Annotated in this window: 22 protein-coding genes and 1 pseudogene; 12 read left to right on the plus strand and 11 right to left on the minus strand. The window is 59.9% G+C overall.

The genetic code is table 11. From position 1 onward, the window contains the following. Positions 1 to 123: 123 nt before the first annotated feature. The 7 genes from RD1_RS14730 (at position 124) to lexA (ending at position 5610) form a co-directional block, all read left to right on the plus strand. Positions 124 to 705, plus strand: a complete 582-nt coding sequence (locus RD1_RS14730; RefSeq protein WP_011569328.1) for an anthranilate synthase component II — start codon at positions 124 to 126, stop codon at positions 703 to 705. Then, complete coding sequence (gene trpD, locus RD1_RS14735; RefSeq protein WP_044033177.1) at positions 702 to 1721, plus strand: anthranilate phosphoribosyltransferase; 1020 nt, start codon at positions 702 to 704, stop codon at positions 1719 to 1721. Before RD1_RS14730 ends, trpD begins: the two co-directional genes overlap by 4 nt. A gap of 2 nt (positions 1722 to 1723) precedes the next feature. Next, positions 1724 to 2380 carry a uracil-DNA glycosylase gene (locus RD1_RS14740; protein WP_011569330.1) on the plus strand — a complete coding sequence of 219 codons (657 nt, stop codon included), beginning with the start codon at positions 1724 to 1726 and terminating at the stop codon, positions 2378 to 2380. Continuing rightward, positions 2377 to 3189: an indole-3-glycerol phosphate synthase TrpC gene (trpC, locus tag RD1_RS14745; protein WP_011569331.1), complete on the plus strand. Its 813-nt coding sequence runs from the start codon at positions 2377 to 2379 to the stop codon at positions 3187 to 3189. Before RD1_RS14740 ends, trpC begins: the two co-directional genes overlap by 4 nt. A gap of 1 nt (position 3190) precedes the next feature. Continuing rightward, a complete protein-coding gene (gene moaC, locus RD1_RS14750; protein ID WP_011569332.1) occupies positions 3191 to 3670 on the plus strand; it encodes a cyclic pyranopterin monophosphate synthase MoaC in 480 nt (159 codons plus the stop codon). Beyond that, the gene (gene glp, locus RD1_RS14755; protein ID WP_011569333.1) at positions 3667 to 4839 is read left to right on the plus strand and encodes a molybdopterin molybdotransferase MoeA; all 1173 of its coding nucleotides are present in this window, start codon (positions 3667 to 3669) and stop codon (positions 4837 to 4839) included. Before moaC ends, glp begins: the two co-directional genes overlap by 4 nt. 69 nt (positions 4840 to 4908) lie before the next feature. Next, positions 4909 to 5610: a transcriptional repressor LexA gene (gene lexA / locus RD1_RS14760; RefSeq protein WP_011569334.1), complete on the plus strand. Its 702-nt coding sequence runs from the start codon at positions 4909 to 4911 to the stop codon at positions 5608 to 5610. Here lexA and RD1_RS14765 read toward each other — a convergent pair. Beyond that, positions 5604 to 7715 (minus strand): ComEC/Rec2 family competence protein, encoded by a 2112-nt coding sequence (locus RD1_RS14765; RefSeq protein WP_011569335.1) that lies wholly within the window; start codon positions 7713 to 7715, stop codon positions 5604 to 5606. The genes lexA and RD1_RS14765 overlap by 7 nt on opposite strands. A 24-nt stretch (positions 7716 to 7739) precedes the next feature. Between RD1_RS14765 and gltX the strand changes: the two genes are divergently transcribed. From gltX to RD1_RS14780, 3 genes are all read left to right on the plus strand, one after another. Continuing rightward, entirely contained in the window at positions 7740 to 9140 is a 1401-nt protein-coding gene (gene gltX / locus RD1_RS14770; RefSeq protein ID WP_011569336.1) for a glutamate--tRNA ligase, read from the plus strand. Between the two features lie 106 nt (positions 9141 to 9246). After that, positions 9247 to 10542 carry a citrate synthase gene (gene gltA, locus RD1_RS14775; RefSeq protein WP_011569337.1) on the plus strand — a complete coding sequence of 432 codons (1296 nt, stop codon included), beginning with the start codon at positions 9247 to 9249 and terminating at the stop codon, positions 10540 to 10542. A gap of 287 nt (positions 10543 to 10829) precedes the next feature. Beyond that, on the plus strand, positions 10830 to 11147 hold the full coding sequence (locus tag RD1_RS14780; protein ID WP_050759141.1) for a hypothetical protein: 318 nt from the start codon (positions 10830 to 10832) through the stop codon (positions 11145 to 11147). A gap of 5 nt (positions 11148 to 11152) precedes the next feature. Here RD1_RS14780 and RD1_RS14785 read toward each other — a convergent pair whose 3' ends face one another. The 10 genes and pseudogenes from RD1_RS14785 to RD1_RS14830 form a co-directional block, all read right to left on the minus strand. Next, positions 11153 to 11929 carry an enoyl-CoA hydratase-related protein gene (locus tag RD1_RS14785; RefSeq protein WP_011569339.1) on the minus strand — a complete coding sequence of 259 codons (777 nt, stop codon included), beginning with the start codon at positions 11927 to 11929 and terminating at the stop codon, positions 11153 to 11155. 70 nt (positions 11930 to 11999) lie between these two features. Further along, the gene (locus RD1_RS14790; RefSeq protein ID WP_011569340.1) at positions 12000 to 12455 is read right to left on the minus strand and encodes a cytochrome c-type biogenesis protein; all 456 of its coding nucleotides are present in this window, start codon (positions 12453 to 12455) and stop codon (positions 12000 to 12002) included. Next, on the minus strand, positions 12452 to 14425 hold the full coding sequence (locus tag RD1_RS14795) for a heme lyase CcmF/NrfE family subunit (protein ID WP_011569341.1): 1974 nt from the start codon (positions 14423 to 14425) through the stop codon (positions 12452 to 12454). The genes RD1_RS14790 and RD1_RS14795 overlap by 4 nt, the downstream gene beginning before the upstream one ends. A 58-nt stretch (positions 14426 to 14483) precedes the next feature. Next, complete coding sequence (locus tag RD1_RS14800) at positions 14484 to 15074, minus strand: holin family protein (RefSeq protein WP_011569342.1); 591 nt, start codon at positions 15072 to 15074, stop codon at positions 14484 to 14486. Next, a pseudogene (locus tag RD1_RS14805) lies at positions 15065 to 15677 on the minus strand (holin-associated N-acetylmuramidase). The gene RD1_RS14800 and the pseudogene RD1_RS14805 overlap by 10 nt, the downstream one beginning before the upstream one ends. Before the next feature lie 78 nt (positions 15678 to 15755). Then, the gene (gene ccmE, locus RD1_RS14810; RefSeq protein WP_011569344.1) at positions 15756 to 16199 is read right to left on the minus strand and encodes a cytochrome c maturation protein CcmE; all 444 of its coding nucleotides are present in this window, start codon (positions 16197 to 16199) and stop codon (positions 15756 to 15758) included. Between the two features lie 7 nt (positions 16200 to 16206). After that, complete coding sequence (argC, locus tag RD1_RS14815; RefSeq protein WP_011569345.1) at positions 16207 to 17235, minus strand: N-acetyl-gamma-glutamyl-phosphate reductase; 1029 nt, start codon at positions 17233 to 17235, stop codon at positions 16207 to 16209. A 30-nt stretch (positions 17236 to 17265) separates the two neighbouring features. Continuing rightward, on the minus strand, positions 17266 to 18075 hold the full coding sequence (locus RD1_RS14820; protein WP_011569346.1) for a glutamate racemase: 810 nt from the start codon (positions 18073 to 18075) through the stop codon (positions 17266 to 17268). A 24-nt stretch (positions 18076 to 18099) separates the two neighbouring features. Beyond that, positions 18100 to 18984 (minus strand): lysophospholipid acyltransferase family protein, encoded by an 885-nt coding sequence (locus RD1_RS14825; RefSeq protein ID WP_011569347.1) that lies wholly within the window; start codon positions 18982 to 18984, stop codon positions 18100 to 18102. A 72-nt stretch (positions 18985 to 19056) separates the two neighbouring features. Next, on the minus strand, positions 19057 to 22455 hold the full coding sequence (locus RD1_RS14830) for an indolepyruvate ferredoxin oxidoreductase family protein (RefSeq protein ID WP_011569348.1): 3399 nt from the start codon (positions 22453 to 22455) through the stop codon (positions 19057 to 19059). Positions 22456 to 22623: 168 nt separating this feature from the next. Between RD1_RS14830 and RD1_RS14835 the strand changes: the two genes are divergently transcribed. Both RD1_RS14835 and purL read left to right on the plus strand, forming a co-directional pair. Further along, positions 22624 to 23529, plus strand: coding sequence for a LysR family transcriptional regulator (locus RD1_RS14835; protein ID WP_011569349.1), 906 nt, complete (start codon positions 22624 to 22626; stop codon positions 23527 to 23529). Between the two features lie 284 nt (positions 23530 to 23813). Beyond that, positions 23814 to 25973, plus strand: coding sequence for a phosphoribosylformylglycinamidine synthase subunit PurL (purL, locus tag RD1_RS14840; RefSeq protein WP_011569350.1), 2160 nt, complete (start codon positions 23814 to 23816; stop codon positions 25971 to 25973). The last annotated feature ends 69 nt before the right edge of the window (positions 25974 to 26042 follow it).

A 26042-nucleotide genomic window follows, 5' to 3' on the forward strand; every position in this document is an offset into this window, starting at 1 on the left:
GGTTATCTCAGTCATCGGCCCGGTCACTGCCTCTTGACGCAGCCAGCCAACCCTGAACAAGTATGCGCGACATATACCGCGCGGGAGGCCGAGGTCTCCAGCCCTGATTGCAAAGTTTTGACCATGTTACTGCTGATCGACAACTACGACAGTTTTACCTACAACCTGTTGCACTATTTGGGCAGTTTGGGCGCCGATGTCGAGATCAGGCGCAATGATGCGCTCACCGTACAGGATGCGATGGCCATGAATCCGGCGGGAATCCTCTTATCGCCGGGCCCATGTGACCCGGATCAGGCGGGTATCTGTCTTGCCCTGACGCTTGCGGCAGCCGAAACGAAAACACCGCTCATGGGCGTGTGTCTCGGCCATCAGACCATCGGGCAGGCCTTCGGTGGCAAGGTTGTGCGGGCGAAAGACATCGTGCACGGCAAACTGGGCGAGATTCGCCATTCCGGAACGGGCGTCTTCGAAGGCCTGCCGACGCCTTTTGCCGCGACCCGGTATCATTCGCTGGTGGTTGACCAAGACAGCCTGCCGGACAGCCTGACGGTAACGGCGGCGCTCGACGACGGCACGATCATGGGGCTGCAGCACCGCGCGCTGCCCATTCACGGTGTTCAGTTTCACCCCGAATCCATTCGGTCCGAACACGGGCATGCGCTGCTGCAGAACTTTTTGAACGACATGAAGGTTGCCGCATGAGCGACGCGTTGAAACCGCTGATCGGGGCGGCGGCAGACCGGGCGTTGAGCCGTGCGGAAGCGGAAGATGCCTTTCGGATCCTGTTCGAGGGCGAGGCGACGCCAAGCCAGATTGGCGGGTTTCTGATGGCCCTGCGCACGCGCGGCGAGACGGTCGCGGAATATGCTGCGGCGGCCTCTGTGATGCGCGCGAAATGCAACGCGGTCAAGGCCCCCGCCGGGGCGATGGACATCGTCGGGACGGGCGGTGATGGCAAAGGGACGCTCAATATTTCAACCGCCACCGCCTTTGTTGTAGCGGGTGCGGGCGTCGTGGTGGCCAAACATGGCAATCGAAACCTCAGTTCAAAATCCGGCGCGGCGGATGCGCTGAGCCAGATGGGTCTGAACGTCATGGTCGGCCCGGAGGTGGTTGAAAGGGCGCTGGCAGAGGCCGGTATCGGCTTTATGATGGCCCCGATGCACCACCCGGCCATCGCGCATGTGATGCCCACGCGCGCCGAACTGGGCACCCGCACCATCTTTAATATCCTCGGTCCCCTGACCAACCCGGCAGGTGTCAAACGCCAGCTGACGGGCGCGTTTTCGCGCGATCTGATCCGCCCCATGGCGCAGACGCTGGGCGCATTGGGATCAGAAAAGGCATGGTTGGTGCATGGCTCTGACGGGACCGACGAATTGACGATCACGGGGGTCAGCTGGGTGGCGGCACTGGGGCCGGACGGCAGTGTGACGGACATGGAAATTCATCCCGAGGACGCGGGCCTGCCTGTCCATCCGTTTGAAGCCATCGTTGGCGGTACCCCTGCGCAGAACGCGGCGGATTTCAAGGCACTGCTGGCCGGTGAGGCCTCTGCCTATCGCGATGCGGTCCTGCTGAATGCAGCGGCGGCCCTTGTGGTGGCGGATGCAGCAAGCACCCTGCAGGACGGTGTGGAAATGGCCGCCACATCCATCGACAGCGGCGCGGCGGCGCGTAAAATCGAGGCTGTTGCACAGATCACGCAAGCCACGTGAGGGTGCCTGCGCTCGGTGGTTGGCACGCGCTGCCGTTTTTCGCGAAAACCTGGCCGGGCATCAGTGACGTCCTGGCGCGCGAAATAGCGCCGGTCCTGCCGCCCCGGGAGGAGATTTTCGCCGCCCTTGAGCGCACACAACCCCAGCATACGCGCGTCGTGATCCTCGGTCAGGACCCCTATCCGACCCCCGGTCACGCCCATGGGTTTGCCTTTTCCGCCGCAGCACAAACGCGGCCCCTGCCCCGGTCATTGTCCAACATCTTCAAGGAGATGGATGCGGACCTTGGTGCTGCGCCGCGCCATGCGGATCTGCGGTTTTGGGCGGATCAGGGTGTGCTGTTGCTCAACACGGCCCTGACGGTGCGCGCCCATGAGGCCGGATCGCACGCGAAACTCGGATGGCATGCGCTGACGCAACAGGTGCTGGCACATCTTGACGACCATCCGCGCGCCTTTTTGTTGTGGGGGGCGCATGCGCAAAAGGCGGCGCGCGACGTCGACCCCATCCGGCATCTGAAGATTGAAACCGCGCATCCCTCGCCGCTGTCGGCGCGGCGCGGCTTTTTCGGCTCCCGCCCCTTCAGCCGGGTGAATGACTGGTTGCAGGCGCAGGGCCATCAGGCCATAAACTGGAGCAATCCGCCGGAGGCCCCATGACACAGACGATCCTTGATAAAATCAAAGCCTACAAACTCGAAGAGATTGCCCGCGACAAAGCCGAAACGCCGCTTGAGGCGGTGGAGGCCTTGGCGCGAGAAGCCAGCCCCGTGCGCCCCTTTGCCGAAGCTCTGTTCCGGGCCTCGACCGAAGGCTATGGGCTGATCGCCGAGATCAAGAAAGCCAGCCCTTCCAAGGGTCTGATCCGCGCGGATTTTGACCCCGCGGTGCTGGCGGCGGCCTATGCGGAAGGCGGTGCGACCTGTTTGTCGGTGCTGACCGACACGCCCAGTTTTCAGGGGGCCAAGGACTACCTCGTGGCAGCGCGTGCGGCTTGCGATCTGCCGGTGTTGCGCAAGGATTTCATGTATGACCCCTATCAGGTGGCCGAGGCGCGCAGTCTGGGTGCCGATTGCATCCTGATCATCCTCGCCTCCGTCAGTGATGCGCAGGCGCAGGAACTGGAAGAGGCCGCGTCCGAATGGGGCATGGATTGCCTGCTCGAAGTGCATGACGCCGAAGAGCTTGAGCGCGCCAGCATGCTGAAGAGTCGACTGATGGGCATCAACAATCGCAACCTCAAGACCTTTGAGACCACGCTGGACACGACGCGGCAATTGTCCAAATCCGTGCCGGCGGATCGGCTGATCGTGTCTGAATCCGGCTTGAACACGCCCGAGGAACTGGCCGATATCGCCCGCTATGGCGCGCGTATCTTCCTGATCGGGGAAAGCCTGATGCGGCAGGATGATGTGACGCTGGCCACGAAAAAGCTGCTTGAGAAACCTGCCATGGCGGGGGGGATGTAGCGTGAGCGGCAAGCTGACCCATTTTGATGGCAAGGGCGATGCCCAGATGGTGAATGTGGGGGACAAAGCGATCACGGACCGGATCGCGGTGGCCACATGCTTCATCAGGATGAAACCCGAAACCCATGAAATCATTACGCACGGCCGCGCGAAAAAGGGTGATGTGCTTGGTGTGGCGCGGCTGGCAGGGATCATGGCGGCTAAGCGCACGTCCGATCTGATCCCGCTGTGTCATCCGCTGCCGATCACCAAGGTCGCCGTGGAACTTACGCCTGATGCGCAATTGCCCGGCGTGCGGATTGAGGCCACGGTCAAGACAACGGGCCAGACCGGTGTCGAGATGGAGGCGCTGACAGCGGCCAATATCGCCGCCCTCACCGTCTATGACATGTGCAAGGCCGTCGACAAGGGGATGGAGGTCGGTGGCTTGCATGTCGTTTTGAAAGATGGCGGCAAATCCGGCCGGTACGAAGCGCCATGATCTCTGTCGCTGAGGCGCTGGCGCAGCTGTTTGCGCTGGTGGAAGAGGTTGACAGCGAGATCGTACCGCTGCGCAATGCCGCTGGCAGGGTGCTGGCCAGGGACGCCGTCGCGGCGCGCACGCAACCGCCGTTTGCCGCCTCCGCCATGGATGGTTATGCCCTGCGCGCCAGCGAAGTCGAACCGGACGCCATGTTCAAGGTCATCGGCGAGGCTGCGGCAGGTCATGCGTTTGATGGCCCTGTCGGACCCGGCCAATGCACGCGCATTTTCACCGGCGCGCCCGTTCCCGAGGGGGCGGATCAGGTGGTGCTGCAAGAGGATGTCACCCGGCGCGGCGATCTGATCACGCTGGGCCACAGGGTGGAGGCGAAATCGAACATCCGACCGGCGGGGGGTGATTTTAAAGCCGGCGACACGCTGAAGGCGCCGCGCGTTCTGTCCCCGTCTGATATTGCGCTTTTGGCTTCGATGAACATCGCCGAGGTGCCGGTCGCGCGCGCGCCCACGGTCGCGATTGTTGCAACGGGCGATGAGCTGGTCGCCCCCGGCGAAGACCCCGGACCGGATCAGATCATCGCCTCCAACAGCTACGGGCTGGCGGCTTTGCTGGAAAAACACGGCGCACACTGCCGCCTGTTGCCCATCGCACGCGACACCGAAGAGAGCCTGACCGCGGTGCTTGAACTGGCGTCAACGGCCGATCTTATCATCACCATTGGCGGTGCCTCTGTCGGCGATCATGATCTGGTGGCGCCGGTGGCCGAGAAAATGGGAATGGAGCGCGCGTTCTACAAAGTGGCAATGCGCCCCGGCAAACCCCTTATGGCGGGGCGGCTTGGGACGTCGGCCCTCGTTGGCTTGCCCGGAAACCCTGTATCTGCAATGGTTTGCGGGACGATCTTTGTTGTGCCCCTGCTGCGCGCCATGCTCGGGTTGGGACGGGCGGCGGCAACGCGCGGTCAGCTGCCGCTCGCCCAAGCCCTACCGTCCAACGGGCCGCGCGAACACTACATGCGCGCATGTCGGACGGCGGAAGGGCTGGTCGCCTTTGATCGTCAGGACAGCTCCTTGTTAAGCATCCTGTCGAACGCGGACGCCTTGCTCGTCAGACCGCCGCACGCGCCCGCGGCACCAATCGGGACTCTGGTCGATTACATTGATCTGTAAAGGTTTTGTTGACACAAAACAGGAACATGAATAGAACAAAAGCACATCAGGCCTCGGAGGACCAAAAAGATGCTCACCAAGAAGCAGTTGGATTTGCTGGAATTCATTCATAAACGCGTGCAGCGGGACGGCGTCCCCCCAAGTTTTGACGAGATGAAAGAAGCGCTGGATCTGCGGTCCAAATCCGGCATTCACCGGCTGATCACGGCGCTTGAGGAACGCGGCTTTATCCGCCGCCTTGCCCACCGCGCCCGTGCGATCGAGATTGTGAAACTGCCCGAAACGCTTGGCGGTGCCGCGCGCGGCGGATTTACGCCGCGCGTGATTGAAGGCGACAAACCCGACGCACCATTGCCCGCCGGTGCGCAGGCCGTCAGCAGTGCGGATGCGGTTGCGCTGCCCCTGGTAGGTCGTATCGCGGCAGGTCTGCCGATCGAGGCGATCAACCAGAATTCTGCCAGCGTGGCGGTGCCGGGGCAGATGCTGTCTGGCAAGGGCGATCACTATGCACTTGAAGTCAAAGGCGATTCCATGATCGACGCGGGGATCAACGACGGCGACGTGGTGGTGATCCGCGAAACCTCTGTCGCCGACAATGGCGATATTGTCGTGGCCCTCATCGAAGATCACGAAGCGACGCTGAAACGCTATATGCGCAAGGGCAGCTCCATCGCGCTGGAGGCGGCCAACCCGGCCTATGAAACGCGGGTATTTACCGAAGACAAGGTCAAGGTGCAGGGCAAATTGGTAGGACTGATCCGCACCTATTGACTGCGGTCTTTTGGGGCGCGCCATCTGGTCCAGAGGCGCGTGCCCGTCAAATCCTTGACCGAGACAAGTCGAAGTCCGGCCTTGTCATGATGAATGGCGACCGCCCCGACGCCGCGCAGGCGTATCGGATCAAACACATCGCAGTCGAACCCGGTCGGGTTCAGTTCGACCGAGCTGACCACGATGTCCCGCGCGTCACACCCGTCAAAACCCGCCGCTGCCCGTTTGCCCGACAGATGCACGAGGTGGCCGCCCTCCGGCAGCACGCCGGCGAGGCTTTTATCCCAACGCGCCGCAGCCTCCGCTTGCGCCACCGCTTCGCCGTCGTTTTCGAGCCAATTGCGTGCAATGAACCCCGCCCCCTTTGCCTTGCTGAGCGCGCGACCGTCTTCGGTCATGAGGCCCACGAGGGTGCCGTTTTCCGCGATCAACCCAATCGGGCGCACGGTCCCCTGCCAGAGCCAGAACGCCAGCAGCACCGGCACAACACCGATCAGCCGCGCGCGCCCCTGCCACAACACCAGCCACAAGAACCCCAGCGCAATCATGGGCAGCACAGCGGCCCCGGGGCCCGCAACGTATGACCGCGCGCCATCAAGGCCCGCCACAAAGCTGCCGACCTCAAGGATCCAGCGCAGTCCGACCCCCATGATCCACAGCCCCAGCCAATCCAGCCCGAGCGGTGCAAGACACAGTGCCAGCACCGCAGCCGGCACCACGACGCTGCCCATCACCGGGACGGACAGCAGGTTCGCAATCAGACCATAATGTGAGATCGTGTTGAAATGTGCCGCGCCAACGGGTGCCGTGGCCAGTCCGGAAATACCCGATGCCAGCAGAACGGCCACAACCGGCTGCACCCATTTCGGCCCGATCATGATCTTGTAATCCCGCATGAAGCCAAAGACAGCCACCAGCGCCGTGGTCGCGGCGAATGACATCTGGAACCCCGGTCCGAGCAAAGCTTCGGGACGCAGGACGAGTACGATGATGGCCGCAATCGCGACGGAACGCAGGCTGATCGCGCGCCGGTTCACCATGATGGCACAGAGCGCCACGGCGACCATGACAAAGGCACGCTCGGTCGCGACATTGCCCCCGGACAGGGCGAGATAACCGCTGGCAACAATCAACGCGCCTCCGGCGGCCAGCTTGCGCGTCGGCCAGCGCAGGGCAATCGGCGGGATCAGGGCCAGAATGCTGCGGATGAGACCAAAGACGAAGGCCGTCAAAAGACCCATATGCAGACCCGAAATTGCGAGCAGATGCGCAAGGTTCGATGCCCTGAGATCATCAAGCGCCTGCTGGCTGATGGCGGATCGCGCGCCCGTCGTGACCGCCACCGCAAAGCCGCCGGTATCGCCCGGCAGCACGTTCAGGATGTGTTCGGCCGCTGCCATGCGCACCCGGAAAACCGCCAGCCCGGCGTTGCCCTCGCTCGCCGGGGCAATCGCCAGAATGGGCACGCGCGTGTAGCCAACCGCGCCGAGTTGCATAAACCACGCATGCCGCTGAAAATCAAAACCGCCCGGTTCAACCGGCCCACCGGGGGGCGACAAATGCCCCGTCGTCATGATGCGCATGCCCGGCGCAGGCGTCACGCTATGGCTTTGATCGCCGTGCAGCGAGATGCGCACGCGCAGCGGTGTGCGTTCAGGGCGCAGGTTTTCGAGCGTGACCTCATCAAGAGTTATGCGCAGCGCGTCTGAACTGCTGCGGTCAAGGTTGACCACGCGCCCCTCGATCGGACCGTAGTAGCGCCAGCCCATCACCGGGCCGGACATATCATGGGCGCGGTGCGCGGCGAGTAGAAAGCCCGTGGCCACGAGGGTCAGCGCAATGGCCAGCGGGCTGAACGCCTCCCCCAGAAACCGCGACAGGATCAACACCAGAACCGCCAGACCAGCAAGGCCTGCAAGATGCGCCTGCGCCGGTTCAAAGCGCAGGGAAAAATAAATTCCGATACCCACGGCCAGACAAACCGGTGCCCATTCAAAGAGATACCCGCGCTGATGCAGCAATTGTGATCTGATGGCTGCAAGCAGCACCGTCTTGCCCCCGTTCACCGCACTGGATAGACACGGGTTTAGAAATACGCTCCCCATGGTTACTGAAAGGTAAACGCAAGCATGACTGCGCCCGTTGTTACTCGTTTCGCGCCCTCCCCGACTGGGTTTTTACACATTGGCGGGGCGCGCACGGCTCTGTTCAACTGGCTCTATGCGCGCGGCAGAGGGGGTAAATTCCTGCTGCGCATCGAGGACACCGACCGCGCGCGCTCAACGCCCGAGGCGACACAGGCCATTCTGGATGGGATGGCATGGCTCGGGCTGGATCACGACGGCGATATCGTCAGCCAGTTCGACAACGCCGCGCGTCATGCCGCCGTGGCCATGGAGCTGCTGGCAGCGGGCAAGGCCTATAAGTGCTTTGCCACGCAAGAAGAGATCAGCGCCTTTCGCGAGGCGGCCCGCGCAGACGGGCGTAGTACGCTGTATCGCTCGCCCTGGCGGGATGCGGCACAGGAAGCGCATCCCGATGCCCCCTTCGTGATCCGCATAAAGGCACCGCAGGAGGGTGAAACCATCATCCGTGATCAGGTGCAGGGGGATGTTACGATCCGCAACGACCAGCTGGACGACATGGTGCTGTTGCGCTCCGATGGCACGCCCGTCTACATGCTGGCCGTTGTCGTCGATGATCACGACATGGGCGTGACGCATGTGATCCGGGGCGATGATCACCTTAACAATGCCGCACGCCAGATGATGATTTACAACGCCCTCGGCTGGGATGTGCCGGTCTGGGCGCATATCCCGCTGATCCACGGCCCGGATGGCAAGAAACTCTCCAAACGGCACGGCGCTCTTGGCGCGCAGGAGTATCAGGTCATGGGATACCCTGCGGCGGGCATGCGCAATTATCTGGCGCGCCTTGGGTGGAGTCATGGGGATGATGAGTTTTTCACCGATGCGCAGGCCAGAGAATGGTTTGATCTGGATGGAATCGGAAAAAGCCCCGCACGATTTGACACCAAGAAGCTCGAGAACCTCTGCGGGCAGCATATCGCGGCCTCGCAAGATGCTGCATTGCGGCAGGAAGCGGAGGCATTCCGCGCTGTTTCAGGCCAGCCGGCGCTGACCGCGTCACAATCACACATGCTTGGAAAAGCCATGTACTGCATCAAAGAACGCGCGAAGACCTTCCCGGAACTCATTGACAAGGCTCACTTTGCGCTGACACAGCGGCCAGTCACGCCGGATGCGAAAGCGGCGAAGTCGCTGGATAATGTATCCCGTGGTATACTGAAGGAATTGACGCCGCAGTTGCAAAATGCTAGCTGGGAGCGAGAAAATCTAGAGGCGATATTGAACGCGTTTGCCCACAGCAAGGACACCAAGTTTGGTAAGCTGGCCGGCCCTTTGCGCGCTGCCCTGGCCGGGAGATCTGTCACGCCTTCTGTATTTGATATGATGCTGGTTTTGGGTCCGGAAGAGACCTGCGCACGGCTCAACGATGCTGCTGTTTGACTGCACCACAGGTGCGGTTTCAGCGGTGGATAGAATGGCCTGATCCAAATGCTTCAGGCACCGGGGCGCGACCTGCGACCTGCAATGATGAATGGAAGGACCACCTATGGCCGAGAGCACAAAATCAGCAACACTGATCATCGACGGCAAGGAAATCGAACTGCCCATCTACAGCCCGACCGCGGGGCCCGATGTGATCGACATTGGCAAGCTTTACGCACGGGCGGGCGTGTTCACATATGATCCGGGGTTCACTTCGACCGCAAGTTGCGACAGCACGATCACCTTCATTGACGGCGGCAAGGGCGAATTGTTGCACCGGGGCTATCCGATTGATCAGCTGGCGGGCAAATCGCACTATCTCGAAGTCTGCTATTTGCTTCTGTACGGCGAACTGCCGTCTGCCGCGGAACTGGAGAAATTCGAAGGGCTGATCACGCATCACACGATGCTGCATGAGCAGATGCAGAACTTCTTTCGCGGGTTCCGGCGCGACGCGCATCCAATGGCCATCATGGTCGGCGTGGTCGGCGCGATGTCCGCTTTCTATCATGACAGCACCGATATTTCGGACGCGGACCAGCGCGAGATCGCCAGTCACCGCCTGATCGCCAAAATGCCGACAATCGCCGCATGGGCCTATAAATATTCCATCGGGCAACCCTTCATCTATCCGCGCAACGATCTGGATTATGCATCGAACTTCCTGCGCATGTGTTTTGCCGTGCCTGCGGAAGACTACGAAGTGAACCCGATTCTGAGCCGTGCGATGGACCGCATCTTTACGCTGCATGCGGATCATGAGCAGAACGCTTCGACCTCGACCGTGCGGCTGGCCTCTTCCTCCGGCGCCAACCCCTTTGCCTGTATCGCCGCCGGGATTGCCTGCCTTTGGGGGCCTGCCCATGGCGGTGCCAACCAAGCCTGTCTGGAGATGCTGAAAGAGATTGGCACGCCCGACCGCATCCCGGAATTCATCGCGCGCGCCAAGGACAAGAATGATCCCTATCGCCTGATGGGTTTTGGCCACCGGGTCTATAAAAACCACGACCCGCGCGCCACGGTGATGAAGCAAAGCGCGGATGAGGTCCTCGAACTCCTCGGGGTGGATAACAATCCGATCCTGCAGGTCGCAAAAGAGCTCGAAGCGGCGGCACTGGCTGACCCATATTTTGCGGACAAGAAGCTCTTCCCGAATGTTGATTTCTATTCGGGCATCATTTTGGAAGCGATGGGCTTTCCGACGTCCATGTTCACGCCGATCTTTGCCGTGGCGCGGACAGTAGGGTGGATTTCTCAGTGGAAAGAGCAGCTTAGCGACCCTCAGCACAAGATTGGGCGGCCACGGCAGCTTTACCTTGGCGAAGTGAACCGCGATTACTCGGACATCGAAACCCGCTGACGCCAGCGATATTGGAAGCATGAGACGGGCTGGGGCGTTTTGCGTTCCGGCCCGTTTTCCATTGTTCTACACCCGAATCGACGCCTGCCCCGACCGCTAAAATTTCGCTTAAATTTGCGAGATTGTTCACGGCGTCATCGGTCGAATATGGCACTTTTGTGGAATTGTTTCGGCACCTTTCACAATCTCGGCGCAAATTTGACGCCGCCGCTTTGACACCTTTATCGTCATGATATGTGGCGTGTCCGCGCCACGAGGACAGCAGTAAAAATCGCGAAGGATACGTGGTGGGAATACAAAAATACCGCGACCACAATTACAGATCAGCCGAACAGCGCATGCGCCACCTCCCCTTTAATCTGACGCCCCCGCCCGGGCCTGAAGGTGCCGTGATCGCGGCGGCGCAGGGCGCAGCGCACAGCCGGATTGCCGTCTACTACGATCACGCCAGCCCACCGCCCGAAATCACCATTTCGCGCAGTGCCGGGCTGGTACAAACCGTTTTGGCAGATGGCATCGCTGTGGCGATCGTGGCAGGGGCGAAGGAGCCTGACCTGCACAAGGAAGATGTGGTTCTGATCGCGCGCTACACAGCATCCGGGTAAGTGGCTCAGCGCCCCTCAAAGCGCGCGGCGCGCTTTTCAGTGAAGGCCAGAACGCCTTCCTTGAAGTCACGGGATTTGCCACAAACGCCCTGCTGGCGCGCCTCCAGTGACAACTGGTCCTCAAAACCATTGTCCCAGCTTGCGCGCAAAACTGACTTGAGCGCAGCATAGGTCGCGGTCGGGCCTTGCGCCAGATGCGCCGCGCGCGCTCTCCAATGGGCATCAAAGGTATCATCGGCCACCGCTTCCCAGATCATGCCCCAATCATCCGCCTGCTGCGCTGTGATCCGGTCGGCAAACAGGGCCGCGCCCATCGCCTTTGCCGTGCCCATGGTACGGGGCAACGTATAGGTGCCCCCGGCGTCCGGAATAAGAGCAATGCGTGAAAACGCCTGCATGAAAAACGCGCTTTGAGTGGCGATCACCACATCGGCGGCAAGGGCGAGGTTTGCACCTGCACCGGCTGCCGCGCCATTCACAGCAGCAATGGTGGGCACCGGGCATTCGACAATCGCACGGATCAGGGGCGCGTATTCATCGCGCAAGGTCCGCTCTAGATCAAGCTCAGCGGTCCCCGGCCCGTCGCCAAGGTCCTGCCCGGAGCAAAACGCCGACCCCGCGCCCGTCAAGACCACAACGCGCGCCGTTCTGCCCGCCTGCGTCATGGCGTAAGACAGTTCGGCCCGCATCTGTGTGCTCAGGGCGTTCATCTTTTCAGGACGGTTCAGTGTGACCACAGCCACACCGTCATCCAGCGCATAGGTCAGCGTTTGATATTCCATGAGACTTCCTTCACTCCGCCTGTGGTGCACCTTTACCGCGTTTGACCACATAGGGAAGTGAAACGAAACGTCATTCTTTCAGGATTTCCCTAAGGCGGGCAGCTTCATCACTGCTCAGTGCGTCCTCTTGCGGCGCGCGCGCCGTATCCCGGCCCCGCAGGTAGAAAAAGCCAACCGTGAGCGCGAGCAGCAGCATGAAGGGCCCCGCCGCCCAGAGCATCCAGTTCGAGCCGCCAATGGTCGGTTTCAGCAGCACGAATTCACCGTAGCGCGCAACGATGAAATCCACGACTTCCTCGTCGCTGTCCCCTTCGACCAGCCTGTCGCGCACCAATAGCCGCAGGTCACGCGCGATATTCGCGTGGCTTTCGTCGATGCTCTCGTTTTGACAAACCGGACACCGCAGCCCTTTGGAAATCTCGCGCGCGCGCTCCTCCATCACCGGATCGGCCAGTATCTCGTCCGGCTGTACAGCAAGCAACGAGCTGGGCAAAAGCAGCAGGATGATCAGCAAAACCCGGATCATTCCGCAGGCACCGGTGCGGCGGATTTGTCTTTTCTGCGCGCGCCAGCGGCAACGCGGAAGCGACGGTCAGACAGGCTGAGCAAACCGCCCAGTGACATCAGGCCACTGCCAATCCAGATCCAGTTGGTGAGCGGCTTGATATAGGTCCGGACCGCCCAGCCCCCGTTAGCCTGCTCGTCCCCGATGACGACATACACATCGCGGAACAGATCATAGTCAATCGCAGCTTCGGTCGTCGGCATCTGAGCCACCGGATAGATACGCTTTTCCGGTTTCAGTTGCGCAATCTCGCGACCATCCTGCGCCAGCGTGATATAGCCGGTCGTGGACAGGAAATTCGGACCTTCGTAGTTGCTGACCTTATCCAGCGTGATGGTATAGCGGCCGACCTCATACGGCTCGCCGAACTGTGCGACCCGGATGTCTTCATATTGCCACGCCATGATTCCACAGACGCCCATCATCGTGACGCCAACACCGGCATGTGCGACCATCTTGCCCCAGTCCGCCCGCGGCAGGCGCAAAATACGCGCCCAGCGATCCGGACCGCGGCCCGCGCGTTGGATGAAGTCGATGATCGTACCCATCACGATCCACGCCGCAAGAAACAGGCCAATCGGTCCAAGCAGACTGCGGCCCGATTGCATCGCATAGGCCAGACCCCCAATGGCCAGAGCAAGGACGAACACATAGCGCAGCGGCCTGAGCGCGCGCGCGATATGCGCCCGTTTCCACGGCATGGCCGACCCGATGGGCAGCAGAATGCCAAGGACAAGCATGAAGGGTGAAAAGGCCATGTTGAAGAAGGGCGGCCCCACGCTGAGCTTGCGGTCAAAGAACATCTCGGCCACGAGCGGCCACATGGTGCCCACGAAGACAACGAAGCACGACACAGCAAGCAACAGATTGTTCGCAACCAGCGCGCTCTCACGGCTGACGACACCAAAGACGCCCCGCGCCTCCATCGCGCCTGCCCGGAAGGCAAAGAGGATCAGCGCACCGCCCATAAAAAAGCCCATGATCATCAGGATGAACACACCGCGCTCGGGGTCATTTGCGAAAGCATGGACCGACGTCAACAGCCCCGAACGGACGATGAATGTGCCGATCAGCGAAAAGCCAAAGGCGAGAATGGCCAGCAGGATGGTCCAGCTTTTCAGGCTTTCGCGCTTTTCCACCACGATGGCCGAATGCAGCAGAGCAGCAGCCAGCAACCACGGCATGAAGGACGCGTTTTCAACCGGGTCCCAGAACCAGAAACCACCCCAACCCAATTCGTAATAGGCCCACCAGGAGCCAAGCGCGATACCAATTGTCAGGAAGACCCAGGCCGCCAGCGTCCAGGGCCGCACCCAGCGGCCCCATGCTGCATCGACACGCCCTTCAATCAGAGCGGCAACCGCAAAGCTAAACGCCATGCTGAGGCCAACGTAGCCCAGATACAGGAAAGGTGGATGGAAAGCCAAACCCGGATCCTGCAACAGCGGATTGAGATCCTGCCCGTCAAAAGGCGGCACCGCGAGGCGGATGAAGGGGTTGGACGTAAAAATAATGAAGGCAAAGAAAGCGACACCAATCGCCGCCTGCACACTCAGCACGCGCGCTTTCAATGTCGGCGGCAGGTTCCCGCCAAACCACGCTGCCATGGCCCCGAACAGCGCCACAATCAGCACCCAAAGCAACATGGACCCTTCGTGGTTGCCCCATGTGCCGCTGATCTTGTAGAGCATCGGCTTCGCCGAATGGCTGTTCAGCGTGACCAGTTGCAGGCTGAAATCAGAAACAATAAACGCCCACATCAACGCGCCAAAGGAGAACGCGGTCAGCAAGAACTGTGCGTTTGCGGCAGGTTCTGCGACGGCCATCCAGGATGGCCATCGTTTGTGGGCACCAATCAGCGGGACGACCGTTTGCACGATGGCCACCATGAAGGCGAGGATGAGGGCGAAGTGTCCGAGTTCTGTAATCATACCCGGACTATAATCCGGGCAGGGCTTTCATCCAATGATAATCGGAGCCTTCAGGTGATCACTTTGTCGCGGGGGTCTTCACAGCACTTTGCCACTCCTCAAGCGCGGCATTGCCATCGGGCTGCAGCGCCAGGGTTTTCAGTCGCACATCCCCAGCCGTATCAGCCGAGCCGGGTGTCGTGGCGCGCAGGCTTTGCAACATGCCGATGTTTTCGACGACTTTTGGGGCGAGGGCCACGCTTTTGGCGATGGATTGCTGGAATTGCTGGCTTTTGACCTGATGACGCGCACCAAAGTAAAAGGACACGACCACCCCAAGCAACCACCACAAGGGTTCCGGCACCAATGCGATTCCCTGCATGCGCGCTGCAAACCAGATCGGATCAACCATGGCCGCCAGGAACAACCCAAGCGTTCCAAGTGCCAGCGCAGGGCGCGGAATACGGTTCACCCCATCCATCAGACGGTTGAATGCAGAGTCATTAGCGCTTTCGAACTCGCGCCCATGCTGGTTCAGGGCCTGAAGGCGCAACTCCTGCGCGCGCGCAGCACCCTCCTCCGCGTTGGCTCTGAAAACTTCAACGGTTTCCTTTACAACGTTACGATCATTGCCAAAAACAATGTTCAACAACCCTCCGATCAAGCCCATGACGCAACCCTTTCTTGAAACTGCTCATCTGTGAGGTGATAGCGCGCCGAGATGAATTCTTCCGCGCGCTTGATCCACCCCCCTTTGCCACCGGCGCGGGTTCTTGCGAACTTCCGGCTTGCCGCCCGACGGTCGCCAATTCGAAAATAGTAGTTCCGGCGCGCAATGCCGTAGGCATCCACCAGATGTTCAGGCGCATGCGAAAACGCGGCCTGCGTGGCACCGATGCTCTTGGGTCCCAGCGCGCCATCGACGACCAGATCATGCCCCATATCGCGCAACAAGCGTTGCAGGATCTTGATCGCATTTGACCCGGCATTTACATACATGTCGAAAACGGTCGCATGCAACGGTTGCGGCAACATGGCGATCAACGGCTTTTGAAAATAGTGTTTTTCAAATATCTCAATCGCCTGGTCGGCGGTAAGCGCGCGCACGTCCGCCACGGTGACCGACCCGTCCCGATCAAGGTCAAGGCCAAGCCTGCGCATCGTATGTATTGTGACGCCAAAGTTTGTTGCACCGCCGGGATCGTCGGGAATCATCAACGAACCCGCCCTCTCGCCGCACGATGTCTCTTGCGATCTCACGAACTGTCTGCATGTAACTACCTTTGCCCCAGATTTCTCCGGGCAAAGGTTGGGTTTATTGGTTAAAATCGCTTAACCACAGCGTACGCAGTCAGCCCTCGGTGCCCTTGTAGACGCCTTGCTCCTTCAGCATATCGACCACTTCCGCAGGCATGTAGGTCTCGTCATGTTTCGCAAGTATCTCAGATGCTTCGAAGACGCCGTTAATGTAACTTCCGGTCCCGACCATCCCTTGATTCTCTTCAAAGAGATCAGGCAGAACACCGGTGTAAGTCACCGGGACCACACCGTTGCCATCTGTCACGCTGAAGCGGATGGTCTCGCCCTGACCGCGCACGATGGACCCCTCTTCGACCAGGCCGCCGATCCGGAACACTTCGGTGGGCGCAGGCGGTTCGGCCAGAATTTGCGTCGGCGCGCGAAAAAAGTTGATACCGTCACGCATCGCATACCCGATCAGCGCCGTCGACAGAACAAGCGCAACCGTTGCCAGCGCTATGACTTGAATGCGTCTTTGCTTCTTCAGGTTTTTCATGTCCGCCTCACGGAAACAGCGGGGGCATCATCAGCCCCTCGGTCTCCTTTATATTTAACATCAGGTTCGCGTTTTGCAACGCTTGCCCGCTTGAGCCCTTGGTCAGGTTGTCAAGTGCTGCCACGACGAGGGCACGTCCGGGCTGGCGATCTGCCACAACACCAATATGGCAGAAATTTGAACCCCTTACGTGCCGCGTACTTGGCGTTTCGCCAAAGGGCAATACGTCGATAAATGGCTCATTCGCATAGGCTTGCGACAATGTGTCGTGGATCTGTGCGGCCTCGCCGCGCAGATATCCCGTGCCCAGAATACCCCTGTTGGCCGGAATGAGATGGGGCGTGAACTGGATTTGCACTGGCCGCCCGGCCAGTTTTGAAAACTCCTGATCAAACTCGCCAAGATGCCGGTGCGTGCTGCCGGTCGCATAGGCATGGTAGCCTTCCGACAACTCCGCGTGCAGCAGGTTTTCCTTGAGGCTGCGCCCCGCCCCCGACACCGCACATTTCAAATCCAGAATGATATCATCCAAGTCGATGACACCGGCAGTGATCAACGGACGCAGCATGTATTGGCCGGTGGCTGCGTTACAGCCTGTGCCCGCAACCAACCGCGCGGTTTTTATGTCGTCACGGTAAAATTCCGTCAGACCATAGACCGCCTCCGCCTGCTGTTTGAGCGCTGCGTGTTTGTTGCCATACCATTTCTCATAGGCATCCGGATCACGCAGCCGAAAATCCGCGCTGAGATCGACGACCTTCAGATCGGACGGGAGGGCGGCGATCACCTCCTGACTGGTTTTGTGCGGCAAGGCGCAAAAACACAGATCAATATTTGCAAAGTCAATCTGATCAATTTGCAAAAGCGCTGGCAGGTCAAGATGGCGCAAGTGCGGGAACACCTGCGCGACCGATTGCCCGGCTTTGGAAAAAGCACCGAGCGCGGTGATTTTCAGCGCAGAGTGCCCGGCAATCAAGCGGATCAGTTCGGCCCCGGTATACCCAGAGGCCCCGAGAATAGCGATTGAATAAGTCATCTGTATTGTCCGTAAATATGCAGTGTCAGGTCAGGCGGCCGAGAACTCGATACGTCGTCGCAGGAACTGCGTCGCCCGGTCACTGACGCGTGCCGGATCGCCGGTGGTCAGGAACACCGGGCTGCCCGTCCCACGCATCCCCGGATGCCGCTCAAGATAATCGGCCAGACTGTCTGCCACCAGATTGGCCTGGCTGAAGACGCGCACATTTTCCCCCAACGCCTTTTGAAATATGTCCTGCATCAAAGGGTAATGCGTGCAGCCCAGAATAGCGGCGTCAGGTGTGGGCATTTTTCTTTGCAGCGCCTCGACATGGCTGCGCACCAGCGCCTCGGCCAGCATCATGTCGCCGTCTTCGATCGCATCCACAACGCCACCGCAGGCCTGCGCTTCGACGTCCACACCAATGGCGCGAAAGGCGAGCTCGCGCTGAAACGCCCGGCTGGCCACAGTTGCCGGCGTTGCAAACAGCGCGACATGTTTGACACCGACCTCGCGGGGCGGCGAATTATCCCCCCACTGCCTTTCTGTCATGGCTTCAATCAAAGGCACAAAGACACCGAGGACACGCTTGTCCTCCGGCACCCAGGATTCCTGCATCCTGCGCAATGCGGCAGCCGAGGCCGTATTGCAGGCCAGAATCACCAGATTGCACCCCGCATCGAACAAACGCGCCACCGACTGACAGGTCAGATCGTAAATATCATCCGCCGTGCGCACGCCGTAGGGTGCATGCGCGCTATCGGCCAGATAGGCAAAGGGCATATCCGGCAGCCGCGTCTGAACCGCATCAAGGACTGTTAAACCACCAAGCCCGCTATCAAAAATTCCAACCGACATCTGCGTTGCGCCTTTTTGGGCACCTTATCCAACGCGGTGCCGATCTTCGAATTCATACCCCAGATCAAAGCTCTTTGCAGGGTCCGGTGACAGCTCATACGTTGCTTTTCGCAGGAAATCCATCATCGCTTTGCTGTCTTTTGCCAAAGGGGCGAGGGTTTCGGGGCCAATCGGCTTGCCAATCGACATCCGCACAGGCGTGTCCACACGTTTTCCAAACTCATTGATCAACAGCCCCATGCGCAGCGTTACGTGCATGTGGCTGGCGATCTGGAACAAGCGACTGGTGTGTCCATCAAAGTAAATCGGCAGCACCGAGGCACCGGATTTAGCGATCATTCGGGCCGTAAACCCGCGCCAGCCGGGGTCCATGGGTTTCGAAAACGGCCGCGCGGCCGTGCTGACCGTGCCGCCCGGAAAGACGCCAATCGCCCCGCCTTGCGAAAGATAGTGCAACGATTGCTTGCGGGTTGCGATGTTCAGCATGCGGGCTTCTTTGGTGTCATCAAAACTGATCGGCAACACAATGCGGTTGATATCTTCTGCCTTTCGAAACAGGGAATTCGCCAGAATTCGGAAATCACCCCGCGTCTGTTCTAGGATGTGCCCCATCATCAGCCCGTCAAGAATGCCGTAAGGATGGTTGGCGATGACGACGAGCGGCCCATCGCGCGGAATGTCATCCAGGCTGCCCGCGCTCAGATCCAGTGTGAGGCCGTACCGCGCGGCCATGACGCCAAAGAAATCCTTGCCCGCCGCGACTTCACTTTCGTATCCGCGCGCCCGTTTGATAAGGCCAAGACGCCCGGTGGAGTTTTCCATCAATCGGATCAGCGCACGGCCACTTTTGGTTTCTGCGCTGTGCGCGTAGCTGATGTCGCGCGTTATGTTGCGTCCCAACGCTCCCATTTAAATCTCCAACGTGACCGGGCATATATCGAACCCTAGTGTTGACCCGTTTTCATGACAATGGGTTAACGCTCATTCGGCCGCATTGGCGACAACGGGTCCGCCCGCCCGGATCACCGACAAAAGCTCTTCGCGCCGTTTGGCGGCTTTTGCTTCATTTGCCGCCTTTACCGGACCGAACCCTTTGATCTGCGTGGGCAATTCCGCCAGCGCCGCAACCGCATCGCGCGTCGCATCTGTAACAAGGGGCAGCACTTCGGCCATATCTGCCTCATATTGTCTGATCAAGGCGCGCTCCATCCGACGTTCGGCAGTATAGCCGAAAGGATCAAACGGCGTTGCGCGCAGAAACTTCAGACGCGCCAGCAGCCGCAGTGGCCGTTCGAGCCATGGCCCGAACTCCCGTTTTTGCGGCCGCCCGTCCGGCCCGTTCCGCGACAGCATGGGCGGAGCAAGATTAAAGCTGAGTTTGAAATCTCCTTCAAACTCCGCCATTGCTTTTTCGCGGCTGGAGATCAACAACCGTGCAACTTCGTATTCATCCTTGTAAGACAATACCTTATGATACCCTCGTAAGGTAGCATCCTTGACCTTGTCGTCATCAATCCTGTCGAGCAGTTTTTGATAGCGCCGCGCCAGACGCCCGCTTTGATAGGCCTTGAGGTGTGCGGCCCGGACCGCGATTTTCTCCGCCTGTGTCTTGGGCAAAGTCACAACGTTGGAGGTTGTCAGGGCGCGCGCCTGAGCATCGTGCAAAACGGCCCACCGCCCTATATCAAACGCACGCAGGTTTTTGTCGACCGCGGCACCATTCAGTTCAATCGCCTGTCGCAACGCCGCCGCGCTCAGCGGGACATGCCCTTTTTGCCAGGCAGCCCCCAGCAGCATCATGTTCGAAAAGATCGAATCTCCCAACACGACGCGCGCGAGTTCCGATGCATCAAAGAGGTCGAGCCGCGACTGCAGGCGTGCTTCAAGGGCCAACGTCAACCGCTCACTGGGCAGTCGGAATTCGGTATCGCGGGTAAAATCACCTGTGATGATCTCATGGCTGTTCACCACGGCCCCGGTTTTACCAGCAGCGGTCAGCCCGAGGGTTTTTGCACCCGCCGACACCATCAGATCGCCGCCGATCAGTGCATGCGCTTCACCGGTGGAGACACGGATCGCTTTGATGTCACTTGGCTTCCTTGCAAGTCGGCAGTGGATATGAACCGCGCCGCCCTTTTGGGCGAGGCCTGCCATTTCCATGACACCGGCCCCTTTGCCGTCGATGAATGCCGCCTGTGCGAGGATCGCACCGATCGTGACGACCCCGGTGCCACCAACCCCGGTGATCACGATATTCCAGGTGTTTTCAATCTGCGGCAGGTCCGGTGGCGGCAGATCCGGCAGTTCGAACTGTGCTGTCGGTTCCTTGCGGATGCGCGCCCCTTCAAGGGTCACAAAGGAAGGGCAAAACCCCTTGATGCAGCTGAAATCCTTGTTGCAGGAGGATTGATCAATGGCGCGCTTGCGCCCCAGTTCGGTTTCCTTGGGGACGATCGAGACGCAATTCGATTGGATCCCGCAATCGCCACAGCCCTCGCACACATCCGTGTTGATGAACAGGCGCTTGTCAGGGTCCGGAAACAGCCCGCGTTTACGGCGTCGCCGTTTTTCCGCCGCGCAGGTCTGAATATAGACGATGACCGACACGCCGGAAATCTTTGCAAACTTTTCCTGTACAGTTTGCAAATCTGCGCGCTCATGCAATTCGACGCCGTTAAACGCCTTGAAATCAACGTCTTCCTTGTCATCATAGACCACCGCAAGCGCCTCAACGCCCATCGCGCGCACCTCTTGCACGATCCGGGAGGCGGTCAGACCCCCATCATTGCCCTGCCCCCCCGTCATCGCGACAGCATCATTATAGAGGATCTTGTAGGTGATATTCGTACCGGCACTGACGGCGGCACGGATCGCCTGAATGCCGGAGTGGTTGTAGGTCCCATCCCCGATGTTCTGAAAGACATGGGTGCGGGTGGAAAACGGCGCCTCACCGATCCAATTGGCCCCCTCGCCGCCCATATGCGTAAAACCCAGCGTTTCACGGTCCATCCACTGCGCCATGAAATGGCAGCCGATCCCGGCATAGGCGCGTGACCCCTCGGGCACTTTGGTGGATGAATTATGCGGGCATCCGGAACAGAAATAGGGCAAACGCGCCGCGATATCTTCGGCATTATCCGCCCGCTGCGCATCCTCCAACAGGGCCAGTCCCGCCACGATCCCATCGGTGTTGCGCCCCTCATCCAGCAGCAAGCCACCCAGTTTCAGCGCGATCTCAACGGGATCAAGCGCCCATTTGGCCGAAAAGAACGGTGCGCCATCGCGGGTTCCCCCGACCACCCGCCGCCCCGCGCGGTCGTCAAACAGCGCTTCCTTGATCTGCACCTCGATCAGTTTGCGTTTTTCTTCAACAACGACAATCAGATCAAGCCCGTCTGCCCAAGCCTCGAACCCCTTGATGTCCAAAGGCCACGTTTGAGCGACCTTATAGGTCGTCACCCCGATTCTCTCGGCTTCCGCGGCGTCGATGTTCAGCAGGCTCAGCGCGTGCTCAAGGTCCAGCCAGTTCTTGCCCGCGGCCGCGAAGCCGATTCTCGCCCCCGGCTTGCCCCAAACCCGTTTGTCCATCTTGTTGGCATGCGCGAAAGCTTCGGCAGCAAAACGCTTGTAGTCGATCAGGCGGGCCTCCTGTTCGATGCGTTCGTCCACAAGGCGGATGTTCAAGCCGCCATCCGGCATCTCAAACGCAGGGGTGACGAAATCATACCGCGCCATCTCCGCGTCAACGACGCTGGTGACCTCGACCGTGTCTTTCATGGTTTTCACACCGACCCAAAGGCCGGCAAACCGGCTGAGCGCAAAGCCATAAAGCCCGTAGTCCAGAATTTCCTGCACCCCCGCCGGGCTGACAATCGGCATATAGGCATCGACCAGCGCCATCTCTGACTGGTGCAGCACGGTCGAGCTTTCGCCGGTATGATCATCCCCCATGGCCATCAGCACACCGCCGAATTTCGACGTCCCGGCCATATTCGCGTGACGCATCACATCGCCCGAACGATCTACCCCCGGACCCTTGCCGTACCACAGCCCGAAAACGCCATCATACCTGCCCTCACCGCGCAATTCCGCCTGTTGGCTGCCCCAAAGGGCGGTCGCGGCGAGGTCTTCGTTCAGGCCGGGCTGAAAGGTGATGTTGTGCGCATCAAGGGCTTGCGCCGCGCGCTGCATCTGCATGTCCACAGCCCCCAAGGGCGAGCCGCGATACCCCGTCACAAGCCCTGCGGTGTTGAGCCCCTGCGCCCTGTCGCGCGCGCTCTGCATCAGCATCAAACGCACAAGCGCCTGCGTGCCATTCAGCAGAATGGGTGATTTTTCCAGATCATAGCGGTCGTTGAGCGATATTTTCTCGGAGCTCATCTGATACCTCCTCATCGGGCGAGTAAGATCGCCCCGTCAGGTCAATAATAGGTCACACATGCTGACACGCCTAGGAAAATTTGTGCGAATTCACGCTTTCCCGCTCCGCGCCCCTGTCTTTCGTATCGAGATAGCGCTACCACACTGATGCGGACGGAGAGGGTGGATATGGACTGGGACAAGTTGAGAATATTTCATGCCGTTGCGGATGCGGGATCGCTTACGCATGCGGGTGACAAGTTGAACCTGTCCCAATCCGCTGTCAGCCGTCAGATTCGCGGGCTTGAGGAATCGCTGAACGCGACCCTGTTTCACCGCCATGCGCGCGGGTTGATTCTGACCGAACAGGGCGAATTGTTGTTCGATGCAACCGCCGCCATGACCCGGCGTCTTGATACGGCCTTTGCCCGCATTCGCGACAGCGAAGAAGAAGTTTTCGGCGAGTTGCGCGTGACGACAACAACCGGGTTTGGCACCTTGTGGCTGTCGCCGCGCCTGCCAAAGCTTTATGAACGATACCCCGACCTCAAGGTGGATTTGATGCTCGAAGAGCGCGTTCTGGATCTGCCGATGCGCGAGGCCGATGTGGCAATCCGCATGAAGGAGCCCAGCCAGGCCGATCTGATCCGCAAGAAACTGATGATGGTGCGCATGTGCCTTTACGCCACGCCTGATTATCTGGCGGACCACGCCGCGCCGAGGACCCTCGAAGAGATCAAGGACCATCGCCTGATCTGCCAGAACACCGATAGTGATCAGGTTGGCGCAGGCCGCAGCCTGGTGCAGCACCTGATGACACAAAACATCCGCTCGATGCTGACGGTAAACAATTACTATGGCGTCTTGCAGGGCGTCTTGCAGAATCTGGGCATCGGGGTCTTGCCCGATTACGTCACTGAGGACTTCCCCGATCTGGTGCAGGTGCTGCCGGATCTCACCTCAGCGGATGTACCTGTGTTCCTGGCCTACCCCGAAGAACTGCGCCAGTCGCAACGCGTTTCGGCCTTCAAGGACTTCGTTCAGGATGAAATCATCAGCTATCGCAAACGGTTACGGGCAAATTCCGATAGCTGACGGCGCGAGACATGCACGAAATGCATAGCGGACATGTCTTCATTTGTAGGCAAACTGCCTTGATTGAAGGCAGGTTGCCCATTAATTCACGTTTGTGACAGGGCGCGGTATACCCGCACCCTTCACACCTCCCTGTTGGACTTGGCCGAGCTTCGCGCTCGGCCTTTTTTTTCGCGCATTTATGTGCGGCGCGGGCATCCGCACCACAGGATCGCCCCTTTCCCCCGCGCGCGCAGACCTGTAAGAGAGCGCCAAGTTTTGCCAGCCGGGGGACAATAAGGCCTATGCAAGAGCCTGCCATCACACCAGACCTGATCGCGAGCCACGGGCTTAGTCCGGATGAATACGACCGCATTCTCAATATCGTCGGGCGCACCCCGACCTTTACCGAACTCGGCATTTTCTCAGCCATGTGGAACGAACACTGTTCCTACAAGTCGTCGAAAAAATGGCTGCGCACATTGCCCACGACTGGACCTCAGGTGATTTGCGGACCGGGAGAGAACGCAGGCGTTGTGGACATCGGCGATGGCCAGGCGGTCGTCTTCAAGATGGAGAGCCACAACCACCCCAGCTATATCGAGCCCTATCAGGGTGCCGCCACCGGTGTCGGCGGCATTCTGCGCGATGTCTTTACCATGGGTGCGCGTCCGATCGCGGCGATGAACTCTCTCAGTTTCGGCGAAATCAGCCACCCCAAGACACGGCAACTGGTCAACGGCGTGGTTGCGGGCGTGGGCGGATATGGCAATTGCTTTGGCGTTCCGACAGTCGGGGGCGAGGTGCGGTTTGATCCGGCCTATAACGGCAACTGCCTTGTGAATGCCTTTGCCGCCGGTTTGGCCGACGCGGACAAGATTTTCTATTCCGCCGCATCAGGCGTTGGCATGCCCGTGGTCTATCTGGGGGCCAAGACGGGGCGCGACGGGGTCGGTGGTGCCACCATGGCCTCCGCCGAATTCGACGACACCATCGAGGAAAAGCGGCCCACGGTGCAGGTCGGTGACCCGTTCACGGAAAAGCGCCTGATGGAAGCTACGCTGGAATTGATGCAGACCGGGGCCGTTATCTCAATTCAGGATATGGGGGCCGCCGGGCTGACCTGTTCCGCGGTTGAGATGGGCGACAAGGGCAATCTGGGCGTTCGACTCGATCTGGAAAAAGTACCGGTGCGCGAAGAGGCGATGACCGCCTATGAAATGATGCTGTCGGAAAGTCAGGAACGCATGCTGATGGTGCTGCGCCCCGAGTTGGAACAGGAAGCCAAAGCAGTCTTCGACAAATGGGATCTTGATTTCGCCATCGTCGGTGAAACCATTGCCGAGGATCGGTTTCTCATCGTCCACAACGGCGAGGTCAAGGCGGACCTGCCGCTCAAGACGCTGGCAGGCACTGCGCCGGAATATGACCGGCCGTGGGTTGCGACGCCCGCTGCAGATCCGCTTGGTGATGTACCGGATGTGGACCCGATTGACGGTCTGCGCGCCTTGATCAGCAGCCCCAATTACGCCTCCAAGGACTGGGTGTTTACCCAATATGACACGATGGTCATGGCCGATACGGTGCGCATTCCCGGCATTGGCGCGGGCATTGTGCGCGTGCATGGCACCGACAAGGCGCTCGCCTTTACCTCGGATGTGACGCCGCGTTATGTGCAGGCCAACCCGGTTGAGGGCGGCAAACAGGCTGTGGCAGAAGCCTACCGCAACCTCTCTGCGGTCGGGGCCACCCCCCTTGCGACGACCGACAACATGAATTTCGGCAACCCCGAAAAGCCCGAGATCATGGGCCAGTTCGTCGGCGCGATCAAAGGCATCTCCGCAGCGGTCGCGGCACTGGATATGCCCATCGTGTCGGGCAATGTGTCCTTATATAATGAAACCGATGGCACCGCGATCCTGCCCACACCGACGATTGGAGCCGTTGGCCTGATCGCGCACCTCGATGACGTGATCGGTTGCGATGTGCGCGACGGACACGTGGCCCTGGTATTGGGCGAGACGCACGGCCACCTTGGTCAGTCCGCGATCCTGTCCGAGGTCTACAACCGTGCGGAGGGCGACGCCCCGCCGGTGGACCTTGATCAGGAAAAGGCGCACGGCGATTTCATCCGGGCAAACCGCGCCTACATCAAGGCCTGCACGGATTTATCCGACGGCGGGTTGGCGTTGGCCGCGTTTGAAATGGCGGAAAATGCCGGGGTGGGTGTCTGCCTTGACGCCAGTGATACCGCAACGCTTTTCGGCGAAGATCAGGGCAGATACCTGATCGCCTGCAACTTTGATCAAGCCGAAGCACTGATGATCGCGGCAAGTCAGGCGGGTCTGACCCTGACATCGGTCGGGAAATTCACCGGCCAGGCGGTGCGGTTTGGTGCCTCCAGCGCACCCTTGGCCGAACTATCCGACGTCTATCGCCAGAGTTTTGGCGCGGCACTAGCCTAAAGCATCACGCGAAAAACCTGAACCACGTAACGTTGCCTGAAATCAATAATTTCAGCGCGTTACGTGATA

The sequence above is a fragment of the Roseobacter denitrificans OCh 114 genome (genome assembly GCF_000014045.1).
In the GTDB taxonomy this organism is placed as follows: Bacteria; Pseudomonadota; Alphaproteobacteria; order Rhodobacterales; family Rhodobacteraceae; genus Roseobacter; species Roseobacter denitrificans.